We start from the raw sequence: 14,725 nt of genomic DNA on the forward strand, positions 1-14,725 counted from the left end.
CAACTGCATTGCTTGCGGCCAAACTCAGGCCCTCGAACGTTGCCCGTGCTCGATCAGGTGCACGAATTCATTGCGATAGTGCTTCAGGAAACTCTGCACCGGCATGGCCGCCGCATCCCCCAGGGCACAGATGGTACGCCCGCCGATCCGCCCGGCGACACTGTCCAGCAAGTCCAGGTCCTGCGGGCGGCCCTGGCCCGCGGCGATCCGCCCGACCACCCGCGCCAGCCAGCCGGTGCCCTCGCGACAGGGGGTGCACTGGCCGCACGACTCTCGCATATAGAAATGGGACAGATTGGCCAGGACCTTCACCATGCAGGTACCCTCGGCGATCACGATCACCGCGCCGCTGCCGAGCATGGACCCGGCCTTGGCGACCGAGTCGTAGTCCATGTCGACCCCCATCATGATGTCACCGGGCACCACCGGCACCGAGGACCCGCCCGGGATGACCGCCTTGAGCGGCTTGCCGTCCTTGACCCCGCCGGCCATTGCCAGCAGGTCCCGGAAGGGCGTACCCAGGGGCACCTCCACATTACAGGGGTTGTTGACATGCCCCGTAATGGAGAAGAGCTTGGTCCCGCCATTGTTGGGCCGCCCCTGGTCCAGGAACCACTGACCGCCGCGCTCCAGGATCACCGGTACCGAGGCCAGGGACTCGGTATTGTTGATGGTGGTGGGCTTGCCATAGAGACCCACCTGGGCCGGGAAGGGCGGCTTGTAGCGGGGTTGACCCTTCTTGCCCTCCAGCGACTCCAGGAGCGCCGTCTCCTCCCCGCAGATGTAGGCGCCCGCACCCAGGTGGGTGTAGAGGTCGAAATCCACCCCGGTACCCAGGATGTCGCGCCCGAGCAGTCCCGCCGCATAGGCCTCCCGCAGGGCCGCCTCGAAGCGCTCGATCGGCTCGTAGAACTCGCCGCGGATATAGTTGTACCCCACGGTGGCCCCGATGCAATAGCCCGCGATGGCCATGCCCTCGATCAACTGGTGCGGATTGAAACGCAGGATATCGCGATCCTTGCAGGTCCCAGGCTCGCCCTCGTCCGAATTACAGACGATATATTTCTGCACCGGGGCCGTGCGGGGCATGAAGCTCCACTTGAGCCCGGTCGGAAAGCCGGCGCCGCCGCGCCCGCGCAGGTTGGAGAGCTTCAACTCCTCAATGACGCCCGCCGGGTCCACCCGCTCGCGCAGGATACGCTCCCATTGCGCATAGCCCCCCAGGCCGCGATAGGCCGCCAGGGTATGGCGCTCATGGACCGGAAGGTGCATGGTGCGAAAGCAAACGGTGTCGTGATTGACGGCCATGGCGCTCACTGCAACCCCTCGATCAGCCGGTCCAGGGTCTCGGCGGACAGCTTTTCATGGTAGGTCTGGTCGATCAGCACCGCCGGGGCGTCGCGGCAGGCGCCCAGGCACTCCACCTCCTTGAAGGTGAAGCGCCCGTCGGCAGTGGTCTCGCCGGGTTTGACCTGATAGCGGTGCTCCACATGGTGGATCAGGTCCTCGGAGCCGTTCAACAGACAGGAAATGCTGTTGCAGATGCAGACCTTGTGCGCCGCGGTCGGCTCCAGATCGTACATCCCGTAGAAGCTCGCGACCTCGTAGACCGCGACCGCCGGCATATCCAGATAGGCCGCCACCTCGTCCATCAGTTCGCGGGACAACCAGCCGCCGTTGCTGTCCTGGACCAGGGTCAGGGCCGGCATCACCGCAGACTGCCGCCATTGCGCCGGATACTTGGCGGCATGGGCCTCGATCGCGGCACGCAGCACGGGCGTCAGGAGGGTCGACTTGTCCCGATCGTGGACCACGGCCAGGGGGTCATTGCGAAAGCTCATCAGCGGTCGATCTCCCCAAACACGATATCCAGGGTCCCGATGATGGCCACCACGTCCGCCAGCATGTGGCCCCTGGCCATCTCATCGAGCGCCGCCAGGTGCGGGAACCCGGGGGCGCGGACCTTGAGTCGATAGGGCTTGTTGGCGCCATCGGAGACGATGTAACAACCGAACTCGCCCTTGGGCGCCTCGACCGCCGCATAGACCTCGCCCGGCGGGGTGCAATAGCCCTCGGTGAACAGCTTGAAGTGGTGGATCAGGGCCTCCATGTCCTCCTTCATGGCGGCACGGGCGGGCGGCATGACCTTGTGGTCGTCCACCGCAACCGGGCCCGGGTGCTTGCGCAGCCAGTCCACGCATTGTTTCATGATCCGATTGGACTGACGCATCTCCTCGACCCGCACCAGATAGCGGTCGTAGCAGTCCCCATTCACACCGACCGGGATGTCGAAGTCCATGTCGGCATAGGCGGCATAGGGCTGCTTCTTGCGCAGGTCCCACTCAATTCCGGAGCCGCGCAGCATGGGACCGGTAAAACCGAGTTGCAGCGCCCGCTCGGGGGAGACGACACCGATACTCACGGTGCGTTGCTTCCAGATGCGGTTGTCGGTCAGCAGGGTCTCGTACTCGTCCACGCAGGCTGGGAAGCGCGCGGTGAAGTCCTCGATGAAATCCAGCAGAGACCCCTGGCGGGCGGCATTGCGGGCCGCCATCTCACGGGCGCTGTGCCATTGGGTCCCGGCCGCCTGGTACTGGGGCATCGCCTCCGGCAGGTCCCGGTAGACGCCGCCCGGGCGGTAATAGGTGGCGTGCATGCGCGCACCCGAAACCGCCTCGTAGCAGTCGAGCAAGTCCTCGCGCTCGCGAAAACAGTAGATGAAGACGGACATGGCACCGATGTCCAGGCCGTGCGCGCCGAGCCACATCAGGTGGTTCAGGACGCGGGTGATCTCGTCATACAGGGTGCGGATGTACTGGGCGCGCTGCGGTACCTGCACCCCCAGGAGCTTCTCGATCGCCCGCACATAGCCGTGTTCGTTGCACATCATCGACACATAGTCCAGGCGGTCCATGTAACCGATGCTCTGGTTATAGGGCTTGGTCTCGGCCAGCTTCTCGGTGCCCCGGTGCAACAGGCCGACGTGGGGGTCAGCGCGCTCGATCACCTCGCCGTCCAGTTCCAACACCAGACGCAGCACCCCATGGGCGGCGGGGTGCTGGGGGCCGAAGTTCAGGGTGTAATTGCGGATTTCAGGCATGTCAGGCCCCCTTGCCGACAGCGCCGGCGTGGTCCGGGCCCAGATAACGGCTGTCCTCGCGGATCACCTTGGGCACCAGGATGCGCGGCGCGATCGACACCGGCTCATAAACCACGCGACCCTGTGCCGGGTCATAGCGCATCTCCACCTGGCCCGAAACGGGGAAGTCCTTGCGGAAGGGGTGACCGACGAAGCCGTAGTCCGTGAGGATACGACGCAGGTCGGGGTGCCCGCGAAAGAGGATGCCGAAGAGGTCGAAGGCCTCCCGCTCGAACCAATTGGCCGCGGCCCATATCGGCACCACCGAATCCACCATGGGTTCACCCTCCCCGTCCGCGTAGACCCGCAGGCGCAGGCGCCGATTGTGGGCCAGGGAGAGCAGGTGATAGACCACGGCAAAGCGGCGCGGGGCGGTGATCGCCAGGTCCAGGTCGCGGTCCACCCCGCGGCCGAAGCCGAAGGTGGACGCCGACTCGGTCTCCCACTCGCCCTTGCCGTAGGCGGCATAGTCCAACCCGCAGACATCGATCAGTTGCTCGAAGCGCAGGTCCGCGTGGTCGCGCAGGACCCGGCAGACCGGGAGCAAGTGCGCCGCGGGCACCACCAGCGTGACCTCGCCGGGCGCGCTCAAGGTTTCGCAGCCCTGTCCACTCAGATGCCGGGACAGGGCCTGTTCGAGCCCGGCCAGTCTGATATCGCGCGTTAAGGATTCTGTTGCCATGGGTCCTGGGTCATTGAAGCTGCGCAAGGGCCGCGAGGCTCAGCGGGCGATGGTATTGGTGCGGCGGATCTTGTTCTGCAATTGCAGTATGCCGTACAACAGGGCCTCCGGCGTCGGCGGGCAGCCGGGCACATAGATATCCACCGGGACGATGCGGTCACAGCCGCGCACCACTGCATAGGAATAGTGGTAGTAGCCGCCGCCGTTGGCGCAGGAGCCCATGGAGATCACCCAGCGGGGTTCGGCCATCTGGTCGTAGACCTTACGCAGGGCCGGGGCCATCTTATTGACCAGGGTGCCGGCCACGATCATCACGTCGGACTGGCGGGGGCTGGGGCGAAAGATGATGCCGAAGCGGTCGAGATCATAGCGGGCGGCACCGGCGTGCATCATCTCGACCGCGCAACAGGCCAACCCGAAGGTCATGGGCCACATGGACCCGGTGCGCGCCCAGTTGATGAGCTTGTCCGCCGTGGTGGTGACGAAGCCCTGTTCCAGCAGACCCTCTATTCCCATTCCAGTGCCCCCTTCTTCCACTCGTAGATGAAGCCGACGACCATGATCGCGAGGAACACGAACATGACCCAGAACCCGTAGGCGCCCAGGTCCGGGAGGACCACCGCCCAAGGAAAGAGGAAGGCGATTTCCAGGTCGAACAGGATGAAGAGGATGGCGACCAGGTAATAACGCACGTCGAATTTCAGGTGCGCGCTTTCAAAGGCGGGGAAACCGCACTCGTAGGGCGAGTCCTTCTCCGCGTCGGGCCGCCGGGGGCCGAGCAACCATCCGGCCGCCAAGGCGCCGCCGCCGACCAGCAGGCCGACGATGATGAAGATCAATATGGGCAGGTAGTTGCCGAGCACTGTATCCCCCGGACCGCGATCGTTGACGGAATGTCGCAGTTCTATAAGCAGAGTCTAAAGCAGCGTCGCGCGGGAAGTCAACCGGATCAATAGTCCAGATTGACTATTTTTCAGTGACTTTCAGTTGATTAGCGACGAAAAAAGAAAAAACGGCAGGTCGCTCGCGCGACCTGCCGTTTACTGATGGTGCCGACGGCCAGACTCGAACTGGCACGGCTTGCGCCACTACCCCCTCAAGATAGCGTGTCTACCAATTTCACCACGTCGGCATAAAAACATAAATCAGAACTTCACTTGTCCGCGGTCGGTGACGGGGTCGGCGCAGCCGCCGGCTCGGCGACAGCGGGGGCGGACCCCTGCGGCGCCTGCTGATCCAACGTCTGGACTTTTTCCTTGGGCTCGTCCTTGGTCTCAATTTTCGCAGGGGCCTCGACTTTCACAGGGGCCTCGTCCGTCACTGGCCCGGGAACGACCGGAACGGTTTTCGGCGCCCCATCCCCGGGAATCGTCTCCTTGACCGGCGTCGAATCCATCGTCGCACCCGGCACGATCGGTACGTCAGAGCCCGCGGCCTTGACCGCCACCCCTGGCACCATGGGCACCGGGGACGGCACCGCGGGGGACTGTCCCGCCGCCGGCACGGCAATCTGAGGCACAACCGTGACCCCGGCCGCAGCAGGGGTCTCGACCTTCACCGGCAAACCGGTCACCCCGTCCATCAGGCCCGCGGGCTTCTCACCCTTGGCGGCATAATACGCCATCGCCATGCTGGTGAGAAAGAACAGGGCCGCAATAATTCCGGTCGCGCGGGACAGGAACGAGCCCGAACCACGCGCACCGAAGACGGTCGCCGAGGCGCCGCTGCCGAAGGCGGCACCCGCGTCGGCCCCGCGCCCGTGCTGGATCAGCACCAGGCCGATCAGGCCGATCGAGAGAAAGACCTGGGTGACGGTCAGGATGGTATGCATGGAATCGCTAGTCCGCTCTCGTCCGGGAGGCCGCAGGGTGACACATTACTGCGTCGCCGCATCACCGGCCTTGGCGATCGACAGGAACTCGTCCGCGTTGAGCGCCGCCCCGCCGATCAGACCGCCGTCGATGTCCGGCTGGGACAGCAGTTCCAGGGCATTGCTGCCCTTCATGCTGCCGCCGTAGAGGATGCGGACCTTTTGCGCCACCGCCGCATCGTGCCCGGCAAGCCGCGCGCGGATGAAGGCGTGGACCTCCTGGGCCTGGGCCGGGGTCGCGGTCTTGCCGGTGCCGATCGCCCACACCGGCTCGTAGGCCAGTTCCAGGCTGCCGAAGGCGCCGATCCCGCACAGCGCGATGATGCCGTCGATCTGGGCGGCAATCACCTTTTCCATGTCACCGCGCTCGCGCTCCTCCAGGGTCTCGCCCACGCACAGGATCGGGGTCAGGCCAGCGGCGAACGCGGCCGCCAACTTCTTCGCGAGGATCGCCTCGTCCTCGCCGTACATGGCACGGCGCTCGGAGTGACCGATGATCACATAGTGGCAGCCGAAATCCGCCAGCATGGGGGCCGCGACCTCGCCCGTGAAGGCGCCGCTCGCCGCGGTGGCGCAGTTCTGCGCACCCAGGCGGACACTGCTGCCGGCCAACGCCGACGCGGCCATCTGCAGGAAGGGATAGGGCGGGCAGACCGCGACTTCGCTGCGCTCGATCGCGCCCGCACCGGCGACCACGCCGGCCAGGAGCGTCTCCACGCTGGCCTTGGTCCCGTTCATCTTCCAGTTACCGGCAATCAGGGGCTTGCGCATGTGCATCTCCTAAAAATAGAGCCCGGCAATTTATCTGGGTCGGGCCTAGAAATCAACCGAAAATTTGCCGTAAACTGCCGCCCATGAGCAAGGCTAAGAAAAAGACCGACGGCGGCTCCACCATCGCACTCAACCGGAAGGCGGGGCATGACTACCACATCGAGCAACGGATCGAGGCCGGCCTGGTCCTGGAGGGCTGGGAGGTCAAGAGCCTGCGTGCGGGGCACATCCAGATCAAAGAGGCCTATGTCAAGATCCTCCACGCCGAGGCCTTCCTGATCGGCTCCCACATGACGCCGCTGCCCACGGCCTCGACCCATGTGAGCCCCGACCCCACCCGCACCCGCAAGCTGCTGCTCAAACGCCACGAGATCAACCGCCTGATCGGCGAGACCGAGCGCGCCGGCTACACCCTGGTGCCGACCGCCATGTACTGGGTACACGGCCGGGCGAAGCTGGAGATCGGGCTCGCCAAGGGCAAGAAGCTCCACGACAAGCGGGCGGCGGAGAAGGACAAGGATTGGCAGCGGGAGAAGGGGCGGTTGTTCAAGGCGGGGTGAGGGGCTCACGCCAAGGCGCCAGGCCCCGGAGGATGGGCAAAGCCCGCATAATAGCGGGCGGGACGGGGCATTCGCCCCGTCCTGAACCTTTATTCCGTCGCCGATCTGTGATGCGGGCCTGCGGGGTCGGGAGAAAATGTTTCGGACGGGGCGAATGCCCCGTCCGGCCCGGAAGATCGTCGTTCCGGCCGCAAGCAGACAGGAGGTCGAGGCTTCAGCCGGTCGACATCGCAGCTGCGCGGCCCGGGTCCGGCTAAAGCCTCGACCTCCGGCGCGGAACCCTCGGCACTGGCAGCGCTCGGGCCCAGGGGTCGGATCTTGGCCCTTGCCCCGGAGCCCCGCACGCCCTATATTGTTCAAGACACTTGGGGGCGACTTGGTTTCGACGTGGGTCGCGAAACCTTAGGTGCATGCCGAGGTGCAGGTACCTCGTTAAACCGTCTGCAAATTCTAGTTGCCAACGACGACAACTACGCCCTCGCTGCTTAACCCCAGCGGGCCTCCGACCGATGTTTGCCTGTGGGCATCGGGTTCCGGGGGTAACAACACATAGGATCGCGGTGACGGGGGTCCAGACCTGATCCGCTAAAACCCCAAATTTGGAATCGCCGACCGTGCGCCCTGCCCTTCGGGCGCGGGAAGGCTAAAAAAAATTGAACGGGCTAAGCATGTAGTACCAACGGCAGAGGGCTTGCGGACGCGGGTTCGATTCCCGCCGCCTCCACCATCAGTGGGCCTTGGAGTCACATCCAAGGCCCTTTTTTTTGCCCGCGACAACCCCGGGGCCGAGCGACGCCGACCGGACGCCGGGAACAGCGCGGGATTCGCTACGCGGGCTCCTTCCTCACCACAATCGCCACCTACCGTACGGGACACCAACCGCAAAAGCGAACCCTCGCGTGCGGCACCGTCGCAGCGCCGCTTCGTCAATTCTCCGAAACATCAGTATGTTATCCCGCTTCCGCAACAGTAGGTTTGGCCCCGAGCGGCCCCGAACCAGATGACGGACGCCCCAAAAAAGCCGTTTTTTTCCTTGTTGCTTGATATTTTCTTGCGCTTGACTAAGATCGTCTGAAGTTTCCTCTTTTTTCCGCGGGTTCCAGATTGGCGGGGGGAATCTGTGGGTGGATTCTCAAGGGTCTGCCCAACTCCGCGCGAACTCCCGAAACCCCAAGCACCTGGCCCCCAGACAGGTAGGAAAACCCGGAAACTTCAGTTATGTCAGCAGATGTGTCGATAGATCTCCGCATTATCGGCGACCGACCGTACCGCATTCCTGATACCCTTTGAATAGTGAGCAAGCCAATGAGAAAGTCCTTCCTCGCATCCGCATTGTTCGGACCTGCGGCGCTGCTTATGGCCTTTACGGCGACGTCCGCGACCTATAACCCGGTCGGTCCGCAAACCAATGTCCCTCTGGCGACCGTGACCGACGGGGGCTGGACACAATGTTTCAGCCAGACCTATGCCGTCCAGAATAGCCCACCACTCGCGAGCATTGAGTCTCAATGCAGCGGCACCCAGCTGATGCTGGCTTGCCGCGAAACCGGCAGCCCCACCATACAATTGCTGGCGCAGGCCCCCAGGGCGGATGTGCTGTTCGACACTGGAACCAGTAATACACCGCACGATGCGAACGGCACCGGCTGGTATTTCAGCAACAGCTATTCTTGGGGCTTCGCTGCACTGGGCGATACGTTGAGCAGGACTCCGTGTGACGCAGCCACCTCTGGTAACAATAATGCTCGCCTCTGTTGGCACACCTCTGCCGCAAATATGGATTACGGCTATCGCTGCGGAGCGAATACAGATCTGAATGTAAGCACCGCTTACGAGAAACTCATCTTTCAGGCAAGTTCGTCCGCCCCGATCGCCTACCAAGCCATTCCCACGCTCTCCGAGTGGGCGCGGATTACACTGGCGCTGCTGTTGCTCGGCGCGGTGGGCTGGTATGGTCGTAGACGCACTCGCCAGTAGCCGCATCGCTGGGTTAATTATTGAGGTGGCGCGCCGGCCGACACGGAGGTCAGCACCGCGACCGGCTGCGGCAGCAGCGACTCGGCATACATGGGCCTGACCCCGGTATAACGCAGCGCCGTATAATGGGCGATAACGACGGAGAGCATCAGCGGCAGCACGATCTGATAGTCCATGGTCATCTCGATGATCATCAGGATCGACATCAATGGCGCCTGGGTGGTGGCGGCGAGCATCGCCCCCATGCCGACCACCGCATAGGCACTCGGCGGCGCGGTGCCGACCGGCAGGACCGTCTGGACCAGGGTGCCGAACAGGGCGCCTTGCAGGGCACCGACGAAGAGGGTCGGTGTGAAAGCCCCGCCGATGCCGCCGGAGCCCAGGGTCACCGCGGTCGTGAACACCTTCAGCAACAGCACCGTCGCCAAGGCCTGCCAGGCCCAGGGCGCCAGCAGCACCGAGTCCACCACGGTATACCCCTTGCCCCAGACCTGGGGCTCATAGACCGAGACGAGGCCGACGATGAGCCCGCCCAGCGTCAGGCGCCCGGCCAGCGGGAGCGGCAACCGGGTGAACAGGTCCGTGGAGCGCTCGAGCAACCGCAGGAACACCGGCGCCGTGTGCCCGGCGATCAGACCCAGGAGCAGATAGAGGCCCAGTTCCCAACTGCTCACCAGGTGAAACGCCGGGATCTGATAGGCCGGGGCATAGCCCAGCAGATCGTGGACCGTGACGCTCGCGATCACCGCGGCGACGATCAGCGGGCCTATGTGCTCCAGCGCGATGGACCCCAGCACGATCTCGGCGACGAAGATGGTCGCGGCGAGCGGCGCATTGTAGGCCGCGGCCAGACCCGCCGCCGCCCCCGCGGCCACCAGCAGCCGCAGGTGGTCGCGCGGCAGGCACGCGAGGCGCCCGAGGGTCGAGGCGACCATCGCCGCCAACTGCACCATGGCCCCCTCCCGGCCGATCGAACCGCCCGAGGCCACGGTGCAGAGGGACGATGCGCCCTTCACCAGGCTCTGCCGGATACTGATCCAGCCGTCTCCGGCCGCGACCGCCTCCATGTAGTCGGTGGTGGTACGGCCGCGCAGCCGCCCCCCAATCTCCTGGAGTATCAAGCCGGCGGCCAGACCGCCGAACGTCGGCAACAGCAGCCGCTCCCAGGGCGATAGGGTCAGCGCCAGGACCACCAGGCTGCTGCCCTGGCCCCCGAGCAGCGCCTCGATGCCCGTGATCGCCTCACGAAACAGGACCGTCACCGCCGCGCCCAGCACCCCGGCCAGCGCCGCCAGCACCAGCAGCAGATACAGATTGCGCAACCCGGGCACCAGGTGCAACACGGCGGGCCCGGGCGGGCCGCCGGTCCCCTCCCGCGACGCGGCGTCCGCGGCCCCGCGGCCCCCGCCCGGACGCCGGAAGGCGAACGCGAGCAGGCCCAGCGCCAGCACGGCCAGGAACCACCCGGGTGCGCGCGGACCCGGCGGCACCTGGGGCGTCGCCTCCCCCGCGGCCACCGGCGGGCCTTGGAAACCGACCGGCCCAGCCGCGACGCCCGTCGCCGCGCCGGTTGGGCAGGGGCAAAGTGCGGCCGGTGCAGGCGCCGGCCCGGACGGCAATGCCTTGGATGGCGTCGGCGGAGGCGGCGCATCAGCGGCCGGCGGCGTCGACTGGGCCGCGACGGTCCCGGACGGCCCCGCGGCGAGCACGGCGCAATCCAGCGGCCGACCGCCGCGGCGATGCCCGGCCCAGTCCCGGGCCTGGTCCGCGATGGCCTGCCGGGCGGCCGCCGGGTCGACCGCCGCGATCTCCTCCGCGGTCGGCACCCGCAACCGGGTCCCGACCCGCAGGGCCGCATTGACGTTGCAGGACGGTGTGAAGGCCTGCGGGTTGGCCCGCAGCAGGGCCAGCATGATCTGGTTCCGGTCCAGGTCCCCGCCCGCATCGACCCGCCCCGCGACCTGCCACAGGGTCTCCCCCGGCCGCACCGGCCCGTATTCCGCCGCGCCCGCCGCCGCACAGCACGGCAGCAGGGACGCAACCGCGATCCAGCGCGCCCGTGCACGCATCAGGAGAGGGTCCGCGCCGCAACCATCGGTGCCTCCCGGATCGGCAGATTGAGAATGGCGGCGAGTGCGGCGAGCGTCATGTCCGCATACCACATCCAGCCATAGTCGCCGAACCGGGTCATGGTCAGCCCGCCCAGGTAGGCGCCGAAAAAGCCGCCGATCTGATGGCTCAGCAAGGTCACCCCGAACAGGGTCGCCAGATAGCGAATGCCGAACAGCTTACCGACGATGGCGGCGGTCGGCGGCACCGTCGCGAGCCAGGTGAAACCCAGGCCCGCGGCAAAGGCATAGAAGGTCCACTGGTTCCGCGGCATCACCAGATACCAGGCAATCAAGAGGACGCGCGACCCGTACATGGCCGCCAGGACATACTTGCTGCGATAGCGCGAGACGGCATAGCCGGCATAGAGACTGCCGAAGATATTGGCCAGCCCAATGATGGCGAGCGACCAACCGGCGACCGCGGCCGGCAGGCCACACAGATTCACCTCCCCGGGCAGATGCGTCACCAGAAAGGCGATATGAAAGCCGCAGGTGAAGAAACCGGCATTGAGCAACAGATAGCTGGGGTCCGTCATGGCCGTGGTAAGGGCCCGGCGCAGCCCCTGATCCACATGCGTGTGGACGACCGGCGTCGTGGCCGCCCGGGTCAAGCGCCCGACCAGCGGCAGTGCGGCGAGCGTCATCACCGCCAGCGACCACATGGCGCCCATCCAGCCGATGCGCTGAATCAACTGTTGCAGGATGGGCGCAAAGACGAATTGGCCAAAGGAGCCGCCGGCGTTGATGACCCCCGAGGCCGCACCGCGTGCCGACGCGGGCAGGCGCGCCGCCGCGGCGCCCATCAGCACCGAAAAGCTGCCGGCCCCGGACCCGATGGCCGAAACCAGACCGAGCGAGACGACCAGCCCGAAACCGGACCCCATGAACGGCGTCATGGCGCTGCCCAGGGCCATGACCGCAATACCGCCGACCAGCACGGGACCCGGACCGAAGCGGTCGGCCACAGCCCCGGCGATGGGCTGGATCGCCCCCCAGGTAAACTGGCCGATCGCGAGCGCGAAGCTGATGGTGGCGAGCCCAAGCCCGGTCGTCGCATCGATCGGGCCGATGAAGAGCCCCAAGGACTGGCGGGCGCCCATGGTGACCATCAGGATCCCGGCGGCGGCCAGGGTGGTGGCCAGGACCTCAGGCCGTCTCAACGAGTGCCACATTCGCATTCACTCATTTGAATCTAACCGCACGTATCGGTCTCGGGATCAGCAGTCACCCCATTTGTCTTGCCAAAGAGTTTGCCGAAATTATAACGCCATTGGAGAGCAAAGCTCATGCCGATCTTGCCGTCAAGAGGACTCTGGATCAGCCGCTCCCTCTCGTTATCATTAGGGGCACGGGCAGCGTCCTTGAGGAATTCGGTAACCCAATTATCCAGTTGATTGATGACGCCAAGACTACGCGGGGTTGCGTCAAAGACCTTTTTCATCGCGACGAGGTCACACTCCGGAATCAGTTCACCATTCTTCTTCAGCCGACTCTGATTCTGCTTCTCGTAGTCCTTCTCAATGAGATCCAAGTTCTTGTCAAACTCCTCGATTGGAGCGTACAGTTGATCAACGAGAGCGAGCAACCTTCGGCATCGCCAGTCGCTTTGGTTGACGTAGGCGAGAAATCGAAACACGCGCATCATGGTAGAGGGATCGTCCGCGAGGAGTAACGGTCGATTTTTCCTGGCAATCCGGCACAATTCCATGTCGGCAATCTCGCTGCCGCGCAGATATTGCCAGGATTCCGCCTGCAATCGAAAAGTATCTTTCGCCTTCTTTGCCGTTTGATAATCCGTCAAAATTATCAGACAATCGTGCTCGTTACCATAGAGTCGCTCATACGCCGAAAAGAAAGGCTCGCTTGTACAGTAATTGGCGGAAGGCGACTTGACGCCTAAGTCCAAATCGGGAAGATCGATGCCACGAGCAGGGTTGACTCTGAGCCGCAACCCAGTGTCTTTCAGGACACTGGTCTCGAGAACGCCGACCAGAAGCATCTCGAGAATGCTTCCGATGGTCTTCCCATCGAGATTGACAATCGTGCCTTTACTCTTGAGTTCCGTATACCAATGCGGCAGTTGCCCACCTCGTCCGATACGCTTGATTACATGCTCCAGCCGGTCCAGATCTTCACCTCGAAGCGCTGCATTCAGCGTCACCATGATCGCGTCGAGATTGTCCCTCACAATCTCCCGAAGCCCGACTTTCGTATTAGGCACTGAACAGCTCCAGTTGAGTGTATTCCAGGTTATTGACCGCCACCGTGAAAACTTCGGCGCGATCTTCAGTGAGCTGGCTCAGTACCCATGTCGCAAGCGGTGGCGGCACCGCATTGCCGTAGAGCATGTATTGGTCGTAATTGGTCGCCGCCGAACAGTGGTCGTCAGCGAAGCCCTGTAGACGCGCGTATTCAACCGGCGTAAGGCGCCGATAGCGCCCATCGATCTTGTAGCGTTCATAGTGCCGACTGGTGGATGCGGTAAGCGTTGGCGCGAGCCCGCCGATACCAAATATCGTGTAACCCATCCTAGCCCCGCCGGCTTGGTTACTGATAATTTCTACACCGTTGACGAATCGATCCACGATTTCGCTGTTCTGGATACGCGCAAGCGTCTGGATCGTGTAGTCATACTCTGCAGGCGTTGTTGTTTCGAGGACGTCTTGTAGATAAGTCAAAGGCATAGCGGCGGAGAAAAGGTCCAAGCCGCAGGCCAGACACTTGCCGTTGAGCGCAACACCCCAGAACGGGAACTTTATGGCGTATCGATTCAAGGGCTTCCAATTGGATGGCTGGGCCAGCAGTCCGCCTATACCTCTCGGGCCGGACGCCAAATCGATGTTGCCGGCGAGACGGAGCAACTCTCTCACATCGCCGAATTTTGTGGTTCTTGAGTCTACTTTGGTTCCGACGACAAAAACGCGCTCACGATTTTGCGCCAAGCCAAAATCCTTGGCGTTGAGTATGCGCCACTCGATGAAATAATCCAGCGCAGAAAGGGCCGACAGGACAGTTGCGAAGTGGGCACCGTGCTCCATGGAGAGAAGGCGTTTGACATTCTCAAGAACAAAATGCTGTGGCTGCTTTTCCTGGATTACATCGACGATAGATTGAAACAGGGTACCGCGTGGATCTCTGATGCCTTCCTTCTTGCCGGCAGCACTGAACGGCTGGCAGGGAAAACCGGCGGTGAGAATGTCATGCACCGGCACGTCTGAAATCAAATCCTTGATATCCCCCTCCTGCAGAACGTCCGCGCCGAAACGATCGCGATAGACCGCGCACGCCAAGGGACTGATATCGTTCGCCCAGACAGTGGAAATCGCCAGGCTATCTGCGGCAATACGGAAACCGCCAATGCCAGAGAATAATTCAACGGTAGTCAGAGGTGCGGATGGCTTTGGAGACATGAAATGGAGCAAATAATGTGGACGGAAGGTATGGACTGAAAACTCAACCGTCGCGCGGCGAAGTCAGGCGGGAGAATAGCCCCGGTGCGACCGGCAGGCAAGTTCGCAGGCGAGATTGGATGGCGGTTTGAGGGGCTAGCCTCGATGATCATCGCGACCAGCCCGCTCACCGCGAGGTCGTTGGTCCGCACAGCGGCCCCAAGGT

Annotated in this window: 14 protein-coding genes, 1 tRNA gene and 1 other RNA gene; 3 read left to right on the plus strand and 13 right to left on the minus strand. The window is 63.9% G+C overall.

What is annotated here, in order from left to right:
* Window positions 1–24: 24 nt before the first annotated feature.
* From nuoF to tpiA, 9 genes are all read right to left on the minus strand, one after another.
* Complete coding sequence (gene nuoF / locus THSYN_RS24615) at window positions 25–1,308, minus strand: NADH-quinone oxidoreductase subunit NuoF (RefSeq protein ID WP_100922575.1); 1,284 nt, start codon at window positions 1,306–1,308, stop codon at window positions 25–27.
* 5 nt (window positions 1,309–1,313) lie between these two features.
* Window positions 1,314–1,841, minus strand: a complete 528-nt coding sequence (locus THSYN_RS24620; protein WP_100921472.1) for an NADH-quinone oxidoreductase subunit NuoE family protein — start codon at window positions 1,839–1,841, stop codon at window positions 1,314–1,316.
* The gene (locus THSYN_RS24625) at window positions 1,841–3,100 is read right to left on the minus strand and encodes an NADH-quinone oxidoreductase subunit D (RefSeq protein WP_100921473.1); all 1,260 of its coding nucleotides are present in this window, start codon (window positions 3,098–3,100) and stop codon (window positions 1,841–1,843) included. Before THSYN_RS24625 ends, THSYN_RS24620 begins: the two co-directional genes overlap by 1 nt.
* Window position 3,101: 1 nt before the next feature.
* On the minus strand, window positions 3,102–3,821 hold the full coding sequence (locus tag THSYN_RS24630) for an NADH-quinone oxidoreductase subunit C (protein ID WP_100921474.1): 720 nt from the start codon (window positions 3,819–3,821) through the stop codon (window positions 3,102–3,104).
* Window positions 3,822–3,860: 39 nt separating this feature from the next.
* On the minus strand, window positions 3,861–4,337 hold the full coding sequence (locus THSYN_RS24635) for a NuoB/complex I 20 kDa subunit family protein (RefSeq protein ID WP_100921475.1): 477 nt from the start codon (window positions 4,335–4,337) through the stop codon (window positions 3,861–3,863).
* A complete protein-coding gene (locus THSYN_RS24640) occupies window positions 4,328–4,684 on the minus strand; it encodes an NADH-quinone oxidoreductase subunit A (protein WP_100921476.1) in 357 nt (118 codons plus the stop codon). Before THSYN_RS24640 ends, THSYN_RS24635 begins: the two co-directional genes overlap by 10 nt.
* Before the next feature lie 184 nt (window positions 4,685–4,868).
* Window positions 4,869–4,953, minus strand: a tRNA-Leu gene (locus THSYN_RS24645).
* Window positions 4,954–4,974: 21 nt separating this feature from the next.
* Window positions 4,975–5,652: a preprotein translocase subunit SecG gene (gene secG / locus THSYN_RS37435; protein WP_100921477.1), complete on the minus strand. Its 678-nt coding sequence runs from the start codon at window positions 5,650–5,652 to the stop codon at window positions 4,975–4,977.
* Between the two features lie 45 nt (window positions 5,653–5,697).
* Window positions 5,698–6,462, minus strand: coding sequence for a triose-phosphate isomerase (tpiA, locus tag THSYN_RS24655; protein WP_100921478.1), 765 nt, complete (start codon window positions 6,460–6,462; stop codon window positions 5,698–5,700).
* An 83-nt stretch (window positions 6,463–6,545) separates the two neighbouring features.
* Between tpiA and smpB the strand changes: the two genes are divergently transcribed.
* From smpB to THSYN_RS24670, 3 genes are all read left to right on the plus strand, one after another.
* The gene (gene smpB / locus THSYN_RS24660; protein WP_100921479.1) at window positions 6,546–7,022 is read left to right on the plus strand and encodes an SsrA-binding protein SmpB; all 477 of its coding nucleotides are present in this window, start codon (window positions 6,546–6,548) and stop codon (window positions 7,020–7,022) included.
* Window positions 7,023–7,389: 367 nt separating this feature from the next.
* Window positions 7,390–7,749, plus strand: a transfer-messenger RNA (tmRNA) gene (gene ssrA, locus THSYN_RS24665).
* A gap of 578 nt (window positions 7,750–8,327) precedes the next feature.
* A complete protein-coding gene (locus THSYN_RS24670; RefSeq protein ID WP_100921480.1) occupies window positions 8,328–8,999 on the plus strand; it encodes an IPTL-CTERM sorting domain-containing protein in 672 nt (223 codons plus the stop codon).
* A gap of 17 nt (window positions 9,000–9,016) precedes the next feature.
* On the opposite strand, the gene THSYN_RS36860 is transcribed toward THSYN_RS24670, so the two are convergent.
* Genes THSYN_RS36860 through THSYN_RS24690 form a run of 4 tightly spaced genes read right to left on the minus strand, consistent with a single transcriptional unit; the run spans window position 9,017 to window position 14,520 of the window.
* Window positions 9,017–11,068 carry a ClcB-like voltage-gated chloride channel protein gene (locus THSYN_RS36860; protein WP_100921481.1) on the minus strand — a complete coding sequence of 684 codons (2,052 nt, stop codon included), beginning with the start codon at window positions 11,066–11,068 and terminating at the stop codon, window positions 9,017–9,019.
* Window positions 11,068–12,282 carry an MFS transporter gene (locus tag THSYN_RS24680; protein ID WP_100921482.1) on the minus strand — a complete coding sequence of 405 codons (1,215 nt, stop codon included), beginning with the start codon at window positions 12,280–12,282 and terminating at the stop codon, window positions 11,068–11,070. Before THSYN_RS24680 ends, THSYN_RS36860 begins: the two co-directional genes overlap by 1 nt.
* 20 nt (window positions 12,283–12,302) lie before the next feature.
* Entirely contained in the window at window positions 12,303–13,331 is a 1,029-nt protein-coding gene (locus tag THSYN_RS24685) for a hypothetical protein (RefSeq protein WP_216644619.1), read from the minus strand.
* Window positions 13,324–14,520: a DNA cytosine methyltransferase gene (locus THSYN_RS24690; protein WP_216644620.1), complete on the minus strand. Its 1,197-nt coding sequence runs from the start codon at window positions 14,518–14,520 to the stop codon at window positions 13,324–13,326. Before THSYN_RS24690 ends, THSYN_RS24685 begins: the two co-directional genes overlap by 8 nt.
* Window positions 14,521–14,725 lie beyond the last annotated feature (205 nt).

This window comes from Candidatus Thiodictyon syntrophicum (genome assembly GCF_002813775.1).
Taxonomy (GTDB): Bacteria; Pseudomonadota; Gammaproteobacteria; order Chromatiales; family Chromatiaceae; genus Thiodictyon; species Thiodictyon syntrophicum.